Source organism: Williamsia sp. D3, assembly GCF_000506245.1.
In the GTDB taxonomy this organism is placed as follows: Bacteria; Actinomycetota; Actinomycetes; order Mycobacteriales; family Mycobacteriaceae; genus Williamsia; species Williamsia muralis.
This window is the reverse complement of sequence record NZ_AYTE01000014.1, coordinates 1-18,983: the sequence shown is the minus strand read 5'-3', so window position 1 is coordinate 18,983 and position 18,983 is coordinate 1. Positions and strand designations below refer to the sequence as shown.

Annotated in this window: 20 protein-coding genes and 1 pseudogene; 7 read left to right on the top strand and 14 right to left on the bottom strand. The window is 64.2% G+C overall.

Annotated elements, in window-relative coordinates; translation table 11 throughout:
- The 7 genes and pseudogenes from nuoE to W823_RS38985 form a co-directional block, all read right to left on the bottom strand.
- Positions 1–870, bottom strand: coding sequence for an NADH-quinone oxidoreductase subunit NuoE (gene nuoE / locus W823_RS39015; protein ID WP_023956635.1), 870 nt, complete (start codon positions 868–870; stop codon positions 1–3).
- Positions 867–2,172, bottom strand: a pseudogene (nuoD, locus tag W823_RS39010) (NADH dehydrogenase (quinone) subunit D). Before nuoD ends, nuoE begins: the two are co-directional and overlap by 4 nt.
- Complete coding sequence (locus tag W823_RS39005; protein WP_023956633.1) at positions 2,172–2,879, bottom strand: NADH-quinone oxidoreductase subunit C; 708 nt, start codon at positions 2,877–2,879, stop codon at positions 2,172–2,174. Before W823_RS39005 ends, nuoD begins: the two are co-directional and overlap by 1 nt.
- The gene (locus tag W823_RS39000) at positions 2,876–3,430 is read right to left on the bottom strand and encodes an NADH-quinone oxidoreductase subunit B family protein (protein WP_023956631.1); all 555 of its coding nucleotides are present in this window, start codon (positions 3,428–3,430) and stop codon (positions 2,876–2,878) included. The genes W823_RS39005 and W823_RS39000 overlap by 4 nt, the downstream gene beginning before the upstream one ends.
- Before the next feature lie 37 nt (positions 3,431–3,467).
- Positions 3,468–3,860, bottom strand: a complete 393-nt coding sequence (locus W823_RS38995; protein WP_031331844.1) for an NADH-quinone oxidoreductase subunit A — start codon at positions 3,858–3,860, stop codon at positions 3,468–3,470.
- Positions 3,861–4,086: 226 nt separating this feature from the next.
- Positions 4,087–4,503: a response regulator transcription factor gene (locus tag W823_RS38990; protein ID WP_023956627.1), complete on the bottom strand. Its 417-nt coding sequence runs from the start codon at positions 4,501–4,503 to the stop codon at positions 4,087–4,089.
- Positions 4,504–4,530: 27 nt separating this feature from the next.
- Positions 4,531–6,699: an MMPL family transporter gene (locus W823_RS38985; protein WP_031331843.1), complete on the bottom strand. Its 2,169-nt coding sequence runs from the start codon at positions 6,697–6,699 to the stop codon at positions 4,531–4,533.
- A 143-nt stretch (positions 6,700–6,842) separates the two neighbouring features.
- Between W823_RS38985 and W823_RS38980 the strand changes: the two genes are divergently transcribed.
- Positions 6,843–7,670, top strand: a complete 828-nt coding sequence (locus W823_RS38980; protein WP_023956622.1) for a crotonase/enoyl-CoA hydratase family protein — start codon at positions 6,843–6,845, stop codon at positions 7,668–7,670.
- A gap of 77 nt (positions 7,671–7,747) precedes the next feature.
- On the opposite strand, the gene W823_RS38975 is transcribed toward W823_RS38980, so the two are convergent.
- The 4 genes from W823_RS38975 to W823_RS57720 all read right to left on the bottom strand — a co-directional run bounded on the left by W823_RS38975 (position 7,748) and on the right by W823_RS57720 (position 11,901).
- Positions 7,748–8,914 (bottom strand): thiolase family protein, encoded by a 1,167-nt coding sequence (locus tag W823_RS38975; protein WP_023956620.1) that lies wholly within the window; start codon positions 8,912–8,914, stop codon positions 7,748–7,750.
- Between the two features lie 45 nt (positions 8,915–8,959).
- Entirely contained in the window at positions 8,960–10,117 is a 1,158-nt protein-coding gene (locus W823_RS38970; RefSeq protein WP_023956618.1) for an acyl-CoA dehydrogenase family protein, read from the bottom strand.
- A 148-nt stretch (positions 10,118–10,265) separates the two neighbouring features.
- The gene (locus W823_RS38965) at positions 10,266–10,712 is read right to left on the bottom strand and encodes a DUF6764 family protein (protein ID WP_023956616.1); all 447 of its coding nucleotides are present in this window, start codon (positions 10,710–10,712) and stop codon (positions 10,266–10,268) included.
- A 673-nt stretch (positions 10,713–11,385) separates the two neighbouring features.
- Positions 11,386–11,901 (bottom strand): hypothetical protein, encoded by a 516-nt coding sequence (locus tag W823_RS57720; protein ID WP_023956614.1) that lies wholly within the window; start codon positions 11,899–11,901, stop codon positions 11,386–11,388.
- 159 nt (positions 11,902–12,060) lie between these two features.
- Between W823_RS57720 and W823_RS58730 the strand changes: the two genes are divergently transcribed.
- From W823_RS58730 to W823_RS38950, 3 genes are read left to right on the top strand one after another with little or no spacing between them, the layout of a single operon-like run.
- Entirely contained in the window at positions 12,061–12,339 is a 279-nt protein-coding gene (locus tag W823_RS58730; RefSeq protein WP_235189472.1) for a TetR/AcrR family transcriptional regulator, read from the top strand.
- Positions 12,336–12,680 carry a hypothetical protein gene (locus tag W823_RS58725; protein ID WP_051406436.1) on the top strand — a complete coding sequence of 115 codons (345 nt, stop codon included), beginning with the start codon at positions 12,336–12,338 and terminating at the stop codon, positions 12,678–12,680. Before W823_RS58730 ends, W823_RS58725 begins: the two co-directional genes overlap by 4 nt.
- A gap of 57 nt (positions 12,681–12,737) precedes the next feature.
- On the top strand, positions 12,738–15,083 hold the full coding sequence (locus W823_RS38950) for an MMPL family transporter (protein ID WP_023956612.1): 2,346 nt from the start codon (positions 12,738–12,740) through the stop codon (positions 15,081–15,083).
- Between the two features lie 79 nt (positions 15,084–15,162).
- On the opposite strand, the gene W823_RS38945 is transcribed toward W823_RS38950, so the two are convergent.
- Positions 15,163–16,038 carry an oxidoreductase gene (locus W823_RS38945; RefSeq protein WP_023956610.1) on the bottom strand — a complete coding sequence of 292 codons (876 nt, stop codon included), beginning with the start codon at positions 16,036–16,038 and terminating at the stop codon, positions 15,163–15,165.
- A 102-nt stretch (positions 16,039–16,140) separates the two neighbouring features.
- On the opposite strand from W823_RS38945, the gene W823_RS58720 reads away from it, so the two are divergent.
- From W823_RS58720 to tgt, 3 genes are all read left to right on the top strand, one after another.
- Positions 16,141–16,506, top strand: coding sequence for a helix-turn-helix transcriptional regulator (locus W823_RS58720; RefSeq protein WP_235189471.1), 366 nt, complete (start codon positions 16,141–16,143; stop codon positions 16,504–16,506).
- Entirely contained in the window at positions 16,452–17,003 is a 552-nt protein-coding gene (locus W823_RS58715; RefSeq protein ID WP_235189470.1) for a hypothetical protein, read from the top strand. Before W823_RS58720 ends, W823_RS58715 begins: the two co-directional genes overlap by 55 nt.
- 84 nt (positions 17,004–17,087) lie before the next feature.
- Entirely contained in the window at positions 17,088–18,350 is a 1,263-nt protein-coding gene (gene tgt, locus W823_RS38935; RefSeq protein ID WP_031331841.1) for a tRNA guanosine(34) transglycosylase Tgt, read from the top strand.
- Between the two features lies 1 nt (position 18,351).
- On the opposite strand, the gene W823_RS58070 is transcribed toward tgt, so the two are convergent.
- Together W823_RS58070 and W823_RS57715 are read right to left on the bottom strand one after the other, a co-directional pair.
- Positions 18,352–18,528 carry a hypothetical protein gene (locus W823_RS58070; protein ID WP_161633987.1) on the bottom strand — a complete coding sequence of 59 codons (177 nt, stop codon included), beginning with the start codon at positions 18,526–18,528 and terminating at the stop codon, positions 18,352–18,354.
- Positions 18,522–18,983: RDD family protein (locus W823_RS57715; protein WP_161633986.1), on the bottom strand; the 462-nt coding region annotated here is incomplete at its 5' end. The genes W823_RS58070 and W823_RS57715, both read right to left, overlap by 7 nt.

Here is an 18,983-nt window from a genome sequence, read left to right as displayed (position 1 = left end):
TCACACCTCCTTGCTGTCCGTGGTCGCAGTGTGATCGTGCGGCTGCGCATCCGGTGCCGGTGCCGGCTTGTCTGCGGCCGTCCGGGATGCTTCGGCTTCATCTGCAGCACCGGTACGGCCCGCGTCGGGGGAGGCATTGTTCGGAAGGTCTGGGCGACTGGTGGCGGGGGCCTGCATACCCCGGTCCCGGGCGATGAGGAGGCCGGCCAGGCTGGGATCACCGGCACTCCCGGCAGCGTCCGAGCTACCAGGCCGGGAATCAGGGAAACCTGCCAGGATGCGGGCTGTTTCGCGAAAGGTGCACAGCGGCGCACCCCGTGTCGGGGTGACCTGTTCGCCTGAACGCAGTGCGTCCACGAGCTCGCGGCCCGACTCCGGCGTCTGATTGTCGAAGAACTCCCAGTTCACCATCACCACGGGTGCGAAGTCGCACGCCGCATTGCACTCGAGATGTTCGAGCGTGATCGACCCGTCCGCGGTGGTCCCTCCCGGCGACACCCCGAGGTGGTCGATGAGGTCGGCAAGGATCTCATCACCGCCCATGACCGCGCACAAGGTGTTGGTGCAGACCCCGACCAGAAAATCCCCGGTCGGCCGCCGCCGGTACATCGAGTAGAACGTGGACACCGCGGTCACCTCCGCCGACGTCAGCTCGAGAAGCCCTCCGCAGAAAGCGATCCCGGCCGGCGTGATGTACCCGTCCTCGCTCTGGACCAGGTGCAGCAGCGGCAGCAGTGCGGACCGTGCATCGGGATATCGGGCGATGATCTCGAGGGCGTCCGGCTCGAGCCGGGCCACCACATCGGCGGGATAGCGCTGCTCCGGCGGCACCGGATCACCGAAGGTGAGGAAGACGGGCTCAGCAGTCATCGGTCCACTCCGCCCATCACAGGGTCGATGCTCGCGACCGCAGCGATCACGTCCGAGATCATCCCGCCCTCGCACATGGCAGCCACCGCTTGCAGATTGGTGAAGGAGGGGTCGCGGAAGTGCACCCGGTACGGTCGGGTCCCGCCGTCACTGACCATGTGCACACCCAGCTCGCCCGGGCGATTCGACCGACACGTACACCTGGCCCGGCGGCACCCTCATGCCCTCCGTGACCAGTTTGAAGTGGTGGATGAGCCCCTCCATCGACGAGCCCATGATCTCGGAGATGTGTTCGCGTGAATTGCCCAACCCGTCGCTGCCCACAACAAGATCGGCAGGCCATGCGATCTTCTTGTCCTCCACCATGATCGGGCCGGGGCGCAATCGGTCGAGGCATTGCTCGACGATCTTCAGGGACTCCTTCATCTCCTTGACACGAATCAGGTAGCGACCGTAGGAATCGCACGCCACATCGGTGATCACGTCGAACTCATAGTTCTCGTAACCGCAGTACGGCGCAGACCGTCGGAGGTCGTGCGCCAGACCGGTCGCGCGGAGAATCGGGCCGGTGACCCCCAATGCCATACAGCCGGTGAGGTCCAGGTAGCCGATCCCCTGAGTGCGTGCCTTCCAGATGTAGTTCTCGCTCAACAGGTCTTCCATGTCCCGTAGTCGCCCGGGGAGCACCTCGAGAACTTCGCCGATCTTCTCCACCGCCCCATCGGGCAGATCTTGAGCCAGACCACCCGGCCGGATGAAGGCGTGATTCATCCGCAATCCGGTGATCATCTCGAAGATGTCGAGGATCAGTTCGCGCTCGCGAAAGCCGAACAGCATGGCGGTCACCGCGCCGAGTTCCATGCCGCCGGTCGCCAGCGCGACCAGATGCGAGGAGATGCGATTCAACTCCATCAGCAACACCCGGATCACGTTCACCCGTTCCGGTATCTGATCGGTGATGTCGAGGAGCTTCTCCACGCCCAGGCAGTAGGCGGTTTCGTTGAAGAACGGCGACAGGTAGTCCATCCGGGTCACGAACGTGACACCTTGCGTCCAGTTGCGGAACTCGAGATTCTTCTCGATGCCGGTGTGGAGGTAGCCGATTCCGCAGCGGGCCTCGGTGACCGTTTCTCCTTCGAGGACCAGGATCAACCGCAGCACACCGTGAGTCGAGGGATGCTGCGGCCCCATGTTCACCACGATGCGTTCCTCGCCGGACTCGGCGGCCGAACTCACGATGTGGTCCCAGTCCTGGCCTGTGGCAGTGAACAGGTTGCTGCCCGTGTCGATGTTGTCGCTCATCAGTTGTAGGACCTCCGCTGATCAGGCGGCGGTATACGCGCGCCCTTGAACTCCACAGGGATTCCACCGAGGGGGTAGTCCTTGCGCTGTGGATGTCCCGCCCAGTCGTCCGGCATCTCGATCCGCGTCAGTGACGGATGGCCGTCGAAGACGATGCCGAAGAAGTCGTAGGTCTCGCGTTCATGCCAGTCGGTGGTGGGGTAAATCGCGTGGAGCGAAGGGATGTGCGGATCGGCGTCGGGAACGGCGACCTCGAGCCGGACTCGCCGGTTATGGGTGATCGACATGAGCGGATAGACCGCATGCAGTTCGCGGCCGGTCTCGTCGGGGTAGTGCACTCCGCTGACACCCAGGCACAGCTCGAAACGCAACTTCGGGTCGTCGCGCAGTGTCTGTGCGATCACCGGCAGATGCGCGGGAAAGACATGCAGGGTGAGTTCTGAGCGGTAGACCACGATCTTCTCGAGGGCGTCGAAGATCTCGACAGGTGTGTCGGCCTTCTTCAGCGCCTGCCCGAGGGTCTCCACCACCTCGTCGAAGTAGCCACCGTACGGACGAGGAGTGCTGCCCGGCAAAGTGATCGGGCGTATGAGGCGACCGTAACCAGACGTGTCGCCGCTGCCTCGTACGCCGAACAGCCCCCGACGGACACCGATTACCTCGCCGGGAGCGTCGCCGTGGGTGGGCCCGTCATCGGGCGGCGTCATCGCAGCATTCCCTTCATCTCGATGGTGGGGGTGGCGGTGAGTGCTGCGGCCTCAGCGGCTTTGACGGCCTCCACCCGGTCGACCCCGAGTGGCATGTCCTGGATCTTCTCGTGCAGCTTGAGAATGGCGTGCAACAGCATCTCGGGCCGCGGCGGACAGCCGGGCAGGTAGATGTCGACCGGCACGACGTGGTCCACGCCTTGCACGATCGCGTAATTGTTGAACATGCCGCCCGATGAAGCGCAGACACCCATGGCCAGAACCCATTTGGGTTCAGCCATCTGGTCGTAAATCTGGCGGAGCACCGGTGCCATCTTCTGGCTGACCCGGCCGGCGACGATCATCAGGTCGGCCTGCCTCGGCGACGCCCGGAACGCTTCCATGCCGAACCTGGCGATGTCGAAGCGCCCGCCGCTGGTGGCCATCATCTCGATTGCGCAGCAGGCCAATCCGAAGGTGGCGGGCCACAGGGAACCCTTGCGCATGTATCCGGCGAGACCTTCGACGGTGCTCAGCAGGAACCCGCTCGGCAGCTTCTCTTCGAGTCCCATGGTGGTTACTCTCTTTTCGAATGTGTCCAGCAGACAATCAATCCCAGCTCAGGCCGCCCCGCCTCCATTCGTACGCGTAGGCGACCGAGACGTTGAAGATGAACAGCGCCATGGCAATCAAGCCGAACAAGCCGAGCGAGTCGAAGTAGATCGCCCACGGGTACAGGAAGACGATCTCGATGTCGAAGATGATGAAGAGCATGGCTGTGAGGTAGTACTTGACGGGTATCCGCTGGCCGGCAGATAGCCCGGCGCTCCCAGAGTCTCTGCCTCGCAGGGGTTTCGGAATGGGTTCTATCCCGCATTCATACGCTTCGAGTTTGGCGCGGTTGTAGCGGCGGGGCCCCACCGCCGAGGCGAGCATTGCCGAGAAGACCGCGAAGGCGGCGGCGATGGCACCGAGAACGAGGATCGGCACGTAGAGATTCATGGCACCGAATCCTCCTTTCCCGCGAGTGGCGGTGGAGCGGCGGTCATCGACCGGGCGGACGAGCACGCTGTCCGAGGGTGCGACCGCACATGGGCTGTGTGTGATCTGAGACACACACTACTCGTGAGACCTCTGTGCTCGGCAGAGTTCTCGCGGTGACACGGGTTGCCGATTTGTCATCCCAGTTATCTCGATCGCGCATAAAGGTACGCGGATCAGAGGGGAGTCAGCGTGAGGGACGCAGGACTTCCACAACGGCGTGGGTGAGGGTGAACGGATCAAGAGGCCGGGGGACAACCGCTTCTGCCTGCGACCAGTTGGCAAGCCAACTGTCCTCTGCACGACCGGTGAGAACGACCACGGGAGGGCAGCGGTCCACCTCGTCTTTGAGTTGTTTGGCGATTCCCATGCCGCCCGCGGGAGACGCCTCACCATCGAGGATGACCAGATCGATGCCGCCCTCGTCCATCCTGGCTTGCACGGCGGGCTGAGTTGCCACCTCGACATAGGCGAACGGGGCGAGTCCGGAAGGGGGGTGGTCGCCCAGTGCCTCGATGACCTGCCGGCGGGTGGCAGCGTCGCTGCTGTAGACCAGAACCCGCAGCACATCAAGACGATTGGAACGCGACGGTGCCTCTGTCACCAGGCCGATGCTACGCGCCGGTCACCGTCAGGAGCGGGCAGTTGATGAATCTGCGGGGCCGCTGGCAGTCGCGTCGCCATCGGGCCCCGAGGGTGGTGACTGCTTCGGCCCGCCTGGCACGTCGTTCGCCGGCCACCAGAACGCCTTGCGCTGCAACACCGAGAGAGCAGGCACCAGCGTGGGTGCCATCACGAGCGATGCGAGCAGGACACCGATCGCGACTCCCGCGCCGAGCTCCTTCAGGTTGTCGAGTCCGGTGAGTGTGAGCGAGGCGAAGGTCAGCGCCAAGATGGTGCCCGCCGCGGCGACCGTCGGACCGTCGTTGGCGATCGCTATCCGCGCCGCGTCCGGAGGTGAATGGCCGTCGCGGAACTCCTCTCGCAAGCGCTCGGCGAGCAGGATGTTGTAGTCGGTGCCGATTGCGACCACGAACAGATAGAGGACGATCGGCGTCGAGAAGTCGATACCTGCGAGGCCGGCGGCGTGCAGGAAGACGATGACAAGAGCGCCGAGTGTGGCGGCGAAAGTGAGCCCGACGCAGATGAGCAAATTGATCGGTGCGAGAACCGACATCAGGAGCAGTCCGAGGATCACGCCGACGATCACCACGGCCACCGGGAACACCAGGCCGGTGTCGGAACCGAGCTGTTTGCGCACGTCGACCAAGGTCGACGTCTGTCCGCCGACGTAGACCTCGGCCCCGGGGATCGAATCGTGTGCTGTCTGCCGCACCGGGCCTTCCACCGTGTCGAGAGCGTCGGTTGTATATGGACTCTGGGTCAAGATGACGTTGATCAGGGCGGCCGTGCCGTCCTGGCTGATCCTCGGTGGCTGCACCGACGCCACGCCGGGGACCTTCGCGAGATTTGCCTCGAGCGTTGCCAACTGGTCCTGCGGGACCGGACCAGGTGTCTTCACGTACACCTGGGTCGGGCTCAGCGCCCCTGGGGGCAGTGAGTCGGCCAGTGTGTCGAACGCTTGCTGAGACGGTGTGTCCGAGGGCATCTCGGCCAGTGTGTCGTAGGTGGCCTTGTAACCAGTGCTGAAGATCGCCAGCACGATCAGGCCTGCCACAACGGTTCCGACCACGATGATCGGTCGGCCGCCGACGAATCGGCCGATCCCGGCGAACGGCGAGCGTTTGGAGTCGTGGCCGGGTCCGAGGGGCCAGAAGAGGTGGCGATGCAGGATGGTGAAGATGGCGGGGATGAGCGTCAGGGCAGTCATCAGCATGACTGCCACGGCGATGATCAGGCCTGGTGCCAGCGAACTGAGTGAGCCCAGCTTGGCGAGGAACAGCGCGGAGAAGGCCCCGATGACCGTCAGTGCCGAGGACGCGACCACCCGACCGACCACTCGCGTCGAGAGAATGATCGCCGGATTGTGAGAGTCGCCTCGCCGCAACTCCTCCCGGTAGCGGAAGAGCAGGAAGACGATGTAGTCGGTGCCGACGCCGAAGAGCACGACCACCAGGATCGCGTCGAGGGTGGTGCTCACCTCGAAGTCGAAAAGGTCTGCCGCCATGGCTGTCACACCACGAACAGCGATGAAGACCACTCCGATCACGACTATGGGCAGGATCGCGATGATGGGACTGCGGAACACCAGCCCGAGTGTGAGCAGGATGATGACCACCGTCGCAATGGTGATGACCTGCTCGGCATCAGCGTAGGCGGCGTTGCTGTCGACAGATATCGCGGCGTTGCCCGTGAGACCCGCTGCGAGCCCGGTGCCTTCGAGGTCCTTGGTGGCATCGTCGCGCACATCGGCCACCGCATCGTTGACCGTCTCGTCACCCGGCTGCCCGGCGAAGGTCACCTGGAGCGCGGCCACCTTGCCGTCTGGCGAGAACGATTGGGGACTGCCGACGACGCTCGTGACGCCGGGAATCTTGGAGTTCTGCAACGTTGTTGCCAAACCCAGGGCGGTCTGTTGATCATCCGGCGTGAGTGGGGCACCGTCCGGACGAGATACCACCAGGCTGCCGCTGGCCCCGGCCGTCGCCGGAAAGTACTCGTTTCCCAACTCCTGAGCGTGGACCGATTCGAACGACGATGGCAGGAAGTCTTGCTGGTTGTTGCTCGTGCGGTCCTCGAGGTTGGGCGAGAACAGGATGATCAACACAGCGATGACCACCCAACCGGCGATGAACCGCCACGGATGAGCGACAACTGTGCGGGCGATGACAGCGAACATGGGAACTTCCGTCCGAGGGTCGGGCACGTACATGCTCGCTCCGCGTCTCGCGATCTTGCGCGGGTGCCGTCGCAAGATGTTGCCCGGGTCGAAGCGGAAGAAGCATATCGCCTGACGGCGGGCGAAGGGGGAGAATCCATTGCATGACCAACCCCAACGATGTGACCGGGTCACATGAAGTCGTCGTCGCTCATACCGAGGACAGCATCACCACCTGGACGCTCAACATGCCCGAAGCCCGCAACCCCATCTCAGGCGACGAGGTCGTGTCCCGGATGGTCGACCTTGCCGCGGCCGCCAACGCGGACCGGAACGTACGGGTGGTGATCCTCACCGGAGCGGGGTCGGCGTTCTCGGCCGGCGGCAATGTCAAGGACATGGTGGACCGGGTCGGCATGTTCGGCGGCAATCAGGCCGACATCCAGCACGGCTACACCAGCGGGATACAGCGACTGACGCGGGCAATTTACGGTTGCGAGGTGCCGATCATCGCGGCGGTGAACGGACCTGCAGTGGGCGCCGGATGTGATCTGGCCTTGATGGCAGACATGCGAATCGCTTCGGAGAAAGCCTTTTTCGCGGAGAGCTTCGTGAAGCTGGGCCTGATACCAGGCGATGGTGGAGCATGGCTGCTGCCGCGTGCGGTGGGTGCGGCACGCGCCGCGGAGATGGCCTTCACCGGCGACCGCGTGGATGCGGCGACCGCGCTGGAGTGGGGACTCGTGTCGCGGGTGGTGGCCGCCGACGCCCTCATGGATACCGCCAAACAGCTGGCCGCCCGCGTGGCCTCGAATCCACCGAATGCGTTGCGTCTCACGAAGAAGCTGTTACGCGAAGCGGATACGCAACACCTCGGCGGCATCCTGGAGTTGTCGGCCGCCATGCAGGCGATCTCGCACGGCACGGCTGATCATCGCGAAGCGCTGTCCGCCTTTGTCGAACGTAGGCCCGGGCAGTTCACGGGAGACTGACGGACCGACTCAAACCCGTTGACGCACAGAGCGGCTGCCACCGGCCCGGTGGCAACCGCCTGAACGGCTCGATCGGATCAGAGCAATTCGAGGATGGTCGCGTTGGCCATGCCGCCGCCCTCGCACATCGACTGCAGTCCGTACTGGATGCCCTGCGCCCGCATCCGGTGGATCATCGTGGTCATCAGTCGTGCACCGGACCCGCCCAGCGGGTGGCCGAGCGCCATGGCGCCGCCGTCCGGATTGAGTAGCTTGTAGTCGGCGCCCGTGCTCTTCTGCCAGCCGAGGGACACCGACGCGAACGCCTCGTTGATCTCGAAAGTGCCGATCTGGTCGAGGGACATCCCGGAGCGCTGCAACACCTTCGCGGTGGCCGGGATCGGGCCTTTCAGCATCGTGATCGGGTCGGCGCCCACCACCGCCACCGAATGCACGCGGGCGATGGGGGTCCATCCGTACACCGACGCAAGTTCACTGGTGGTGACCAGAAGCGCGGCGGCGCCGTCGGAGATCTGAGAGGCATTGCCCGCGGAGATCACCCCGTCTTCCTTGAATGGTGTCTTGAGTCCCGCCAGCTTCTCGAGTGTGCCGCCTCGGCGAACCCCCTCGTCGGTGGTGACCACGGTTGCCGTTCCGTCTTCGGCCGTGACGGTGATGGGTGCGATCTGGTCGACGAAACGTCCTTCGTCGATGGCGTTGCCCGCCTTCTCGTGCGAGTCGAGGGCGTGCTGGTCCAGATCTGTTCTGCTCAAGCCGAATTCCTCAGCGATCATCTCCGCACCGATACCCTGATTGAACACGAAGTTGTCGTAACGCTTGCGCACCATCGGCCCAAAGGGTTCGCCGTGTTCGCCACTGGCGCGGGCCGCACCCATCACCACACGCGACATCGACTCCACACCGCCGGCAACGGCCACGTCGTAGTGGCCCGCGACAACTCCGGCCGCAGCCAGATGTACTGCCTGCTGCGAAGATCCGCACTGGCGGTCCACGGTGAGCCCGGGCACCGACTCGGGCCAGCCGGCAGCCAGTACCGAATACCGGCCGATGCAGCCGGCCTGTTCACCGACCTGGGAAACGCATCCCCAGATCACGTCGTCCACCCGTTCGGGATCGAGACCGTTACGGGCGGCGAGCGCCTGCAACACCTGGGCGGACAGATCGACCGGGTGGATACCGGACAGGCCGCCACCACGCTTGCCGACTGGACTTCGAACGGCATCGACGATCACTGCATCACGCATTGTTTGTTCTCCTGCTGTTTCGGATCACCGAGATGGGACGGGCTTTCAGATGCCCAGGGATTTCGCGATGATGGTCTTCATGACTTCGCTTGTGCCACCGTAGATTCGGGACACACGAGTGTCCGCGTAAAGACGGGCGATGGGGTATTCGGTGACGTACCCGTATCCGCCGTGTAGTTGCAGGCATTTGTCGATCACCCGTCCCGCGCCTTCGGTGCAGAACAGCTTGACCTTGGCCGCGTCGGCCACGGTGAGGTCACCCGAATCGTGGAGCTCGAGCGCACGGTCGGCCATCAACACGATGGCTTCGACGTCGGTGGCGCACTCGGCGAGTACGAACTTGGTGTTCTGGAAAGCCGCCAGCGGCTTACCGAAGATGTTGCGGTCCTTGACGTAGTCCAGCGCATGCCGCAACGCGGCCTGGGCGGCGGCCGACGACTGCAACGCGATCGTCAGGCGTTCCTGCGCGAGGTTGTGGGTGAGGTAGTTGAAGCCCTCGCCCTCCTCGCCGAGTCGGTCTTCCACGGGGACGCGGACGTTGTCGAACGAGAGTTCAGCAGTGTCAGACGCTTTCAGCCCGATCTTCTGCAGCTTGCGTCCCACCGAATATCCCTGCGATGTGGTGTCGACACACAAGATGCTCAGACCGCCGCGCCGGTTCTCGGGGGTGCTCGCCGCGGTTCGGCAGACCACCAGGACAAGATCGGCAAGAGCGCCGCCGGTGATGAAGGTCTTGGCGCCGTTGAGGAGATAGTGGCTGCCGTCATCGGACAGCTTTGCGGTGGTTGCGATGTTGGCCAGGTCCGAGCCGGTGCCGGGCTCGGTCATCGCGATCGACGTCATGATGTCGCCGGAGATGAATCCGGGAAGCCAGCGCTTCTTCTGCTCGTCGGTTGCGTACTTCACCAGGTACGGCAGGATGAGGTTCGAGTGAACCGAGTAGGTGCCGAACGTGACACCTGCGCGTGCTGCCTCTTCGGTGACCACGGCACTGAACTTGAAGGTGTCAGCTCCACCTCCGCCGAACTCTTCGGGCGCCTCGATCCCGAGAATGCCCATCTCGCCGAGACGGCGATAGAAGTCGCGGGGCGGATGGCCCTGCTCCTCCCATTCGTGGTGCACCGGTGCGACTTCGCGTGCGATGAAGTCGCGCACCACCTTTCGGAAGGCTTCATGTTCTTCGTCGAACACCGTGCGGAGCATTGCTCCTCCATCTTCAAGTGCACCGATCGCGGTCGGTCCGCGACGCAAGGTTCACTTAGCAAACTAGAACACCAGGTGATGGAGGGTGAGCGCAATCGCCGGAATCGGGGCCCGAAACTCACATGGATGAGTCTCGGGCCCCAACCGGTCAGCCGAGTGGGATCTGGGTGGTGCCGTTGTTGAAGCAGCCGGTCCACGTCTGGAAGTCCCCGGCGAAGCTGATTCCGTCAGTGCACTGCACCCGGTTCTGCCCGTCGACCACCACAGTCGCTCCCGGCCCCGCGATACCGATGGCCAGCCCTGGGTTCACGCCCTGCATCTCCACGACCGCCCCTGGTCCGAGCGCGATGGCAGCCGGGCCTGAGAAGTTGTTGCCGGTGGACACGGCGACGCCACCATCTGCGGTGATGGCGAGTGTGAGGCCGGTCGGACCCGAGGTCGAGTAGCAGTTCGCACCTGCACTGGTCTGGCCGGGCAGGCTCGGGCAGATCTCAGGAGCGGCGGTGGCGGTAGGTGCGGCGGCGAAGGTGAGGGCGGCGGCACCAGCGCCTGCTGCTGCGGCGGCGACGACGGACTTGCGAGTGAAACGAATCATTCTCGAGCTCCTTTTTCGATGCGGCATTTTGTGACGACTACCACACGTGTTCGGAGCCGAAACAAAGGTGGATTGCCTGGGTATGAAAAATGTCGAAATAGGTGGTTTCGGGCGTTGGGATTCTCGCCGAAGTTTGGGCTGGGGAGTGCGTGGTGCGGTTTACCTAGTGGCGATTCTCGTCGTTGCTCGGTCTGCGGGGCGAGTGCGCGGGTTTCCCCGAGCGCCCCTGACGGCCAGCTCGCGATCCTGGCCGATGCTCGGGCTACAGGGCGAGCGTGTGCGGGTTGGGTGAGCGGCGCTGACGGCCACGCTCGCGGTTCTGGCCGATGCTCGGTCTGCGGGGCGAGTGTTTGCCGGTTAGCCGAGCGCCGCTGACGGCCAGCTCGCGAATCTCGCCGATGCTCGGGCTGCGGGGTGAGCGTTTGCCGGCTGGCCGGGCGGTACGTTCCGTCGGTTCGGGATTCTCGCGGATGCGCGGTCTGTAGAGCGAGCCTGTGCGGGTTTGGTGGGCGCCGCTGACGGCGAGCTCGCGATTCTCGCGGATGCTCGGGCTACAGGCCGAGCGTGTGCCGGTTGGGTGAGCGGCACTGACGGCGAGCTCGCGATTCTCGTTGATGCGCTGTCTGCAGATCGCGCAGCTACCGGTCAGCCGCGCGACACCAGAACAGCCAGATCACTCGATGGCAAAACCGAATGCGTCCGATCCTCGGGTGCATCGCGACAGCACCCCGCGGGTTTGTGACGGGCCACAATCCCAGCCGCTGACCTGCTGCGGAGTCCCTGTCGCAATCTTCGGGCCGTACTCCTTGGCAACCGGCATCACTGCGGCGCAGTCGACGCCGCTGCCGGCGAAGATGACGACCTGTAGCGCGCCGTCGGGACCGTTGACCGTCTCGCACCGGACGCCCTCGATGGCGGGAAGTCGCTTCGAGTCGGGAATCGAGGTGGCCGGCGGCAATGACGGGCCGGGTACGGCGGGTGCGTTCGAGTTCTCGGTCGACGGCGTGCGCGATGAGGTGCTGCCGGGCTCGGCCGGAGAACTCGAACCGGTCGCGGCGCTGCCCGAACTCTGCGCGGTCGACGAATTGCCAGGCGCGGTCGAGTTGTCCCCGCCGCAGGCGGAAAGCGTGACGACCGCGCCCGTGGCGATCACCAATGGTCCGGCAAGTCGGAGAAGAGCGGTACGCATGGGGCAACCGTAGCGAACCGCATCCGGGCCCACATGACGGCGACGCGTCCACCGCGCGAGGTGATGCCCGCCACTCCAGTGGCCCCGTGTGACGTGTTTCGTATTTTTGCACCCGACAGAAAAGTTGCAGAACTCTGCAAGTTCCGTACGGTGGAAGTCATGCAAGAAATGGGCTTACGCGAATCCAAGAAGGCGGCCACGCGGCTGGCTCTGGCGACTGCGGTGCTCCGTCATGCATCGGACGGCGGCCTCGAGTCGGTGTCCGTGGAGACCGTTGCCGCCGAGGTCGGAGTATCCGCAAGGACTTTCCACAACTATTTCCCGAGCAAAGAGGATGCGCTGATCTATTTCGTCGGCGTCATGCTCGACCGCCTGGCCGATCTATCGAGTCACGACCGGGGGGAGAGGTTCTGTGGGACTCGGTCGAGTACGCCTTGACCGAGATCGCCTGCGACACCGAAGCCGATCCGGGGCAGTTCCTGACCCTGATCCGTCTGCTCGAGACCGAGCCGACACTGGCCGACCACAAACACAGCGACGGACTGGCCGCGGAACAGAAGGCTCGGTTCGAGTCGGTCGTCGGATGCCGAGGTGAATCCACCGACTTGGGCCTGTACGAACGCCTGGTCTTCGGCAACGCGCTGGTGACCCTGCGCGTGGGGTTGGAGATGTGGAGCGAGGGGCTCGCCCCGCACACCGACCTCCGTGAATTCCTCGGCGAAGCATTCCGTCTCACCAAGTGCGGCTTGTCCCGCCCGATGTCGACACCAAATCCCTGACCTGACGCCTACCGGCGCACCCAAACCTCCCGAAGACCCACTGGAAGGACCAGCACCATGGCCACTAATCTCTATCGAATAGGCAAATGGGCCTATGTGAACAAGTTCAAGATGATCGCGATCTGGCTACTCGTGCTGGTCGCGATGGGTGTGGCGGCCGCAACGTTGTCGAAGCCAAATTCCGAGAGCTTCTCGATTCCGGGCATTCCGTCGGAAAAAGCTCAGAATCAGATGGTCGAGGCCTTCCCGGAAAAACCGAAGTTCTCCGAGGACACGTCGGTCAAGTACGTGGTGAAGGCCCCGGATGGTTCGAACCTGAACACGCCGCAGAATCAGGCCACCATCAACCGCATGGTCGAGCAGATGAAGCAGTTCGACAAGGTCAAGCAGCCTGACTCGATCGCCAATCCATTCGAGACCTACGGAACACCTGACAGTCCCGGGCCCGGCTGGAACGCGGTTACCGAATTCCAGACCCAGCAGTTCGGCAAGTCGCCAGACGAAGCGGCGGCCGATGCGCAGGCCGGTTCACCGATCAACAAGGACCAGACCATGGTTCAGCTCGGCGCGTCCTTTGATGTCGAGGCCAGCGCGGATGTGAGCGCAAAGGCCCACGAGCAGATGGAAGACGTCGCCGATCAAGCGCGCAAGGGAGGCCTCACGGTCGAGATGTCGGGTACGGCCCTGCCGCAGCCCGCGATCGGTCTCACCTCGGAGCTCATCGGTATGGGCGTCGGTGCGATCGTCATGATCCTCACCTTCGCGTCGCTGGTCGCCTGGGGCATGCCGCTCATCACCGCGATCGTCGGTGTGGTGATCGGCATGATGGGAGTCACGGCAGCCACGTTCTTCTTCGATCTCAGCTCTGAGACCCCGATCCTCGCGACGATGATCGGTCTCGCGGTCGGCATCGACTACGCGCTGTTCATCCTCTCCCGCTACCGGCATGAGGTCCACACCTCCAAGTCTCGTGCCGAAGCAGCCGGAAAGGCCGTCGGCACAGCAGGTTCGGCCGTTGTCTTTGCCGGTGCGACCGTGTTCATCGCGCTCGCAGCCCTTTTCATCGTCAACATCCCGTTCCTCACGGCGATGGGCCTGGCCGCGGCCGGCACGGTGCTGGTAGCCGTCCTCGTCGCGCTCACGTTGCTGCCCGCGATCCTCGGTCTCTTCGGCGGCAAGGTGTTCGCCGGCCGGATCAAGGCCCTCAACGCACCTGACGTGACGCCCGCCGATCCGGCGCGCCGCCACAACGGCCAGCGTTGGATCAACCAGGTGGTCAAGCGGCCCGCGCTCTTCGCGATCGCACCGATCATCCTGCTCGCGCTGATCGCGGTACCGATGGCCGGTCTGAAGTTGGCTCTGCCCAACGACGGCAGCGGCGACCCCAGCACCACGCAGCGCAAGGCGTACGAGCTGGTGGCCGAGGGCTATGGTCCGGGCCAGAACAACCCGTTTGTGGTTGTTGTCGACGGCAGCGCCATCGCAGACGAGACGCAGCGGATCGACGCGTTCAACGGTCTGGTCAACCAGATCAAAGGCGTCGACGATGTCGCCACGGCGCTGATCAGCCCCGGCGACGTGAACGCATCCGGCGACACCGCGATCATCTCGGTGCTCCCCGCGAGTTCGTCGGGAGAAGAGGCCACGCAGCAGCTCGTGAAGGATCTGCGAGGCCTGGAATCGAGTGTCACCGAGTCGACCGGACTCACCTACGGTGTCACCGGGCAGACAGCGATCGAGATCGATGTGTCCGATCAGCTCTCCTCGGCACTGATCCCGTACCTGATCGTGGTGGTCGGACTGGCGTTCATCCTGTTGATGATCGTGTTCCGCTCGATCCTGGTCCCGCTGACCGCCGCACTGGGCTTCCTGCTCAGCGTGGGCGCCACCTTCGGTGCCACGGTGGCGATCTTCACCAACGGTGACCTCGGGCTGATCGGCAATCCGCAGCCTCTGGTCAGCTTCCTGCCGATCATGCTCATCGGCGTGGTGTTCGGACTCGCGATGGATTACCAGGTGTTCCTGGTGACCCGGATGCGCGAGGCGTACGTCCACGGCTCGTCGGCCAAGGATGCGATCGTGTCGGGCTTCAGTCACAGTGCCCGCGTGGTGGCAGCCGCGGCCGCGATCATGATCTCGGTGTTCGCCGCCTTCATGCTGCAGGAGATGGTGTTCATCAAGGCGATGGGATTTGCGCTGGCGATCGCGGTCTTCTTCGACGCCTTCATCGTCCGTATGACGCTGATCCCGGCCGTGCTCGCCCTTCTGGGTGACAAGGCGTGGTCGCTGCCCAAGTGGCTGGACAAGATCCTGCCCAACGTCGACATCGAGGGCGAGAAGCTCAACAAGACGTTGGCCGCCGAGCAAGCGGAAATCGACAGGCGCGAACAGGTGTCCGTCTGAGCGTCGTCGCGCACAACACTCACCCCACCAGCTCGCTGAGCTGGTGGGGTGAGTTCGTTTGTTGGAGAGAATCTTTCGGCTAAGGCCCGGCTATCGTGCTCAACTCGGCATAGTCAGCGTCGGACAGCTGCACGCCGGCACCGGCAGCGTTGTCGCGCAGGTGAGTGACCGATGAGGTGCCAGGGATCAGCAGGATGTTCGGTGAACGCCGGAGGAGCCACGCCAGAGCAACCGACATCGGTGTCGCGTCGAGCCGAGTCGCCACCGAGCTCAGCACCGCCGACTGCAACGGGCTGAAACCGCCGAGGGGAAAGAACGGTACGTAGGCGATGCCGTCGGAGTTCAACGAGTCGATCAGCTCATCGTCGTTTCGATTGGCCACGTTGTAGAAGTTCTGGACGCAGACGATCGGCGCGAGCGCGCGTGCCTCGGCGACCTGGTCAGGTGTCACGTTGCTGAGCCCGAGGTGCCGGATCAGCCCGTCCTGCTGCAACTCCGCCAGGGCCGTGAAGGCCTCTTCGATGGATCCCGACTCCGGGCCCGTGGGACTGCCCACCCGCAGATTGACCACGTCAAGCGCATCGAGTCCGAGATTCTCGAGATTGGAACGGACGCTGTCGCGCAGCTGCTGAGGCGATCGAGCCGGCGGCCAGCCGCCCTGGGCGTCACGATGCGCGCCGACCTTCGTGATGAGGCGGAGCGAGTCGGGGTACGGGTGAAGTGCCTGTCTGATGAGCTGATTGGTGATGTAGGGCCCGTACGCGTCGCTGGTGTCGATGTGGGTGATGCCCAGCTCCACCACCTCGCGCAGGACACTGACCGCAGCGCTGCGGTCGGCCGGAGGTCCCATCACACCGGGGCCTGCCAGTTGCATTGCGCCGTAGCCGAAACGGGTGAGCTCGAGCTGATCGGTGAGCGGAAAGACCCCGCCGGGTAGTTGGGTTGCGTTTGTCATGTCCCCACTGTGCGAGACGCGACGTGACCGTGCCAGTGCCCCGGTCTTCCTGGGAGTGACAGGGACAGTCACGCCGAGCGCAAGTCTGAGTACGGTCGACGTATGAGCGGCAATGGACAACTCGGCGATTACCTTCGTGCCCGACGGGAGCTCGTTCGGCCGGCGGACGTCGGGCTGCCGGTGGTGGGGCAGCGCCGCGTGTCGGGGTTACGCCGCGAGGAGGTGGCGATGCTCGCGGGCATCAGCTCCGACTATTACCTCCGGCTGGAGCAAGGGCGCGACCACAACCCGTCGGTGCAGGTGCTCGAATCACTCGGCGCGTACTGCAACTTGACGAGACGGCCACGGCATATCTCATCGGACTCGCTTCGCCCCAGACACGTAAGCGCACGCGACGTCACCGCCGCGAGACGGTGCCCGAGGGAATCCGCCAACTACTTGCCACCATCGGAATGCCGGCCTTCGTAGAGAGTCGACACTTCGACGTGCTCGCCGCCAACGACCTTGCCCGCGCCGTGTCACCTAATCTGCGTGTCGGTCAGAACCGCTTGAAAGCGCTGTTCCTCGACCCCGGCGAACAAGCACTCTGCCCGAATCATGAACTGGCCATGAGCCACCTCGTCGCGGGCTTCCGACAGTCGGTCGGCACCGACGTCGATGATCCGCGTGTTGTGCAGATAGTGGGGGAGCTCTCCCTGGCGAGCGAGCAGTTCCGTCGACTGTGGGCTCGGCACGACGTGCAGGTGCGGGTGGGCACTCAGACCCCGATGTACCACCCGCAGGTCGGCGAGCTGATGCTCTACAAAGACAGGCTCGCCGTCGATGCTTCCGAAGGTCTTGTCTTGGTGATCTATCACGCGGCGCCCGGAACCGACAGCGCAGAGAAGCTCGCTCTGCTCGCATCGCTGGCGGCACCGTCGTCGCCGGAGTCGTCGGCGCGTGCAGTGGACGTGACGGACGGCTGATCGCCGGGGCCTCTGGTCGAAGAAGTCTCGCCGCCACACCCCGGCGTTTTGCCCGGTGGTGCGGCGCACTGGGAAGATGCATCGGTGAACGATCCCCAACACGGCCCCGACCGCAGCTTCACCCTCGGGACCAGCCTGGCCGGCACGCTCGGACGAACCGGGACGATCAGTACGCCGCACGGGCAGATCAAGACGCCGGCATTCGTGCCGGTCGGAACCAAGGCGACGGTGAAGACCGTGGTTCCCGAGGCGGTGCGCGACCTCGGTGCTCAGGCTGTCCTGGCCAACGCCTATCACCTGTATCTGCAGCCCGGTCCGCACATCATCGACGAGGCGGGTGGTCTCGGAAAGTTCATGAATTGGCCCGGCCCCACGTACACCGACAGTGGCGGTTTCCAGGTGATGTCGCTGGGGGCCGGCTTCAAGAAGGTCATCGCGATGGACGTGACCGGCATGCAGAACGACGAGGTGATCGCCGAGGGCAAGGAACGATTGGCCCGCGTCGACGACGACGGGGTCACGTTCAAATCGCATCTGGATGGTTCGCCCCATCGGTTCACCCCTGAGGTGTCGATGCAGATCCAACACCAGTTGGGCGCCGACATCATCTTTGCGTTCGATGAACTCACCACGTTGATGAACACCCGTGAATACCAGGAGACGTCGCTCGAGCGGACGCGGCTCTGGGCGATCAGGTGCCTGGCCGAACACAACCGGCTGACCGCCGAACGCAGCCATCGACCGACCCAGTCGCTCTGGGGAGTACTGCAGGGCGCGCAGTACGAAGACCTGCGGCGCAAGGCGGCGCGTGATCTGGTTGCGATGAGCGAACGCGACGTCGACAACGGCGGCCGCGGTTTCGGTGGCTACGGAATCGGGGGCGCACTGGAGAAACAGAACCTGGGCACCATCGTCCGGTGGGTGAACGAGGAACTGCCACAGGACAAAGCGCGACATCTACTGGGGATCAGCGAACCGGACGACATCTTCACCGCGATCGAGAACGGGGTCGACACGTTCGACTGCGTGTCGCCGTCGCGGGTGGCGCGCAACGGGGCCATCTATTCACTCGATGGTCGCTACAACGTGACGAACAGCCGGTTCCGCAACGACTTCGGACCACTGGATCCCGAGATCGAGAACTACACAACGCAATACACCCGGGCGTACATCCACCACTTGTTCAAAGCCAAAGAAGGCCTGGCGGCCACACTCTGCACCATCCACAATGAACACTTCATCGTGACGTTGGTGGAGCGGGCGCGCCAGGCCATCGAAGACGGGACCTACTTCGAGTTCCGGGACGAGTTCCTCGGCCGGTACTACGCGCAGGCGAAAACCTCGTGAACTAGCCGGTCTTGACGACCTTGGTGCCACCGGCGAACTTGTCGTGGATGCCCTGGTTGTTCGGGTCACTGTTGATGGTGACGCCGATGGCGATCAGGATTCCGAGCGAGGCGAGGCTCAAAAGGAACGGCAAGATCGGCACGAACGAGAGCAGCGACGACAGGAAGCCGATCAGCATCCAGGAGTTCCGCTTGAGTGACTCTTCCTGAGTGGGCAGTCCACCCGACACGCCTGAACCTTCAGCTTCAGGAGCTGCTTGCCCAACGTTGCGCCCGAACGGGTTTCGAAGAACACGAAGTAGGCCAACCCGGCGAGGCTCAGGATCAGGGAGACGATCAGCGACACGATGAAGATGTCGACGACCAGCACCACGATCGTCGAAACGATGGCCAAGACCACGCCGACGATGATGGCGTCGATGATCCTGGCGCCCAAGCGAATTCCGGCGCCTGCGGTCTGCCCGAATCCGGCGCCCGCCTGCGGCTGTCCGTAGCTGGACTGGTCGCCGAACTGGGGCGGCGGGGGGTAGCTGCCCTGCGAGGGCGGAGGATAGTTGCCCTGCGGCGGCGGGTAAGAACCTGCCGGCGGCGGGGTGCCTGGCTGCTGGTAGGAACCGGGAGGCGGACCTGCCGG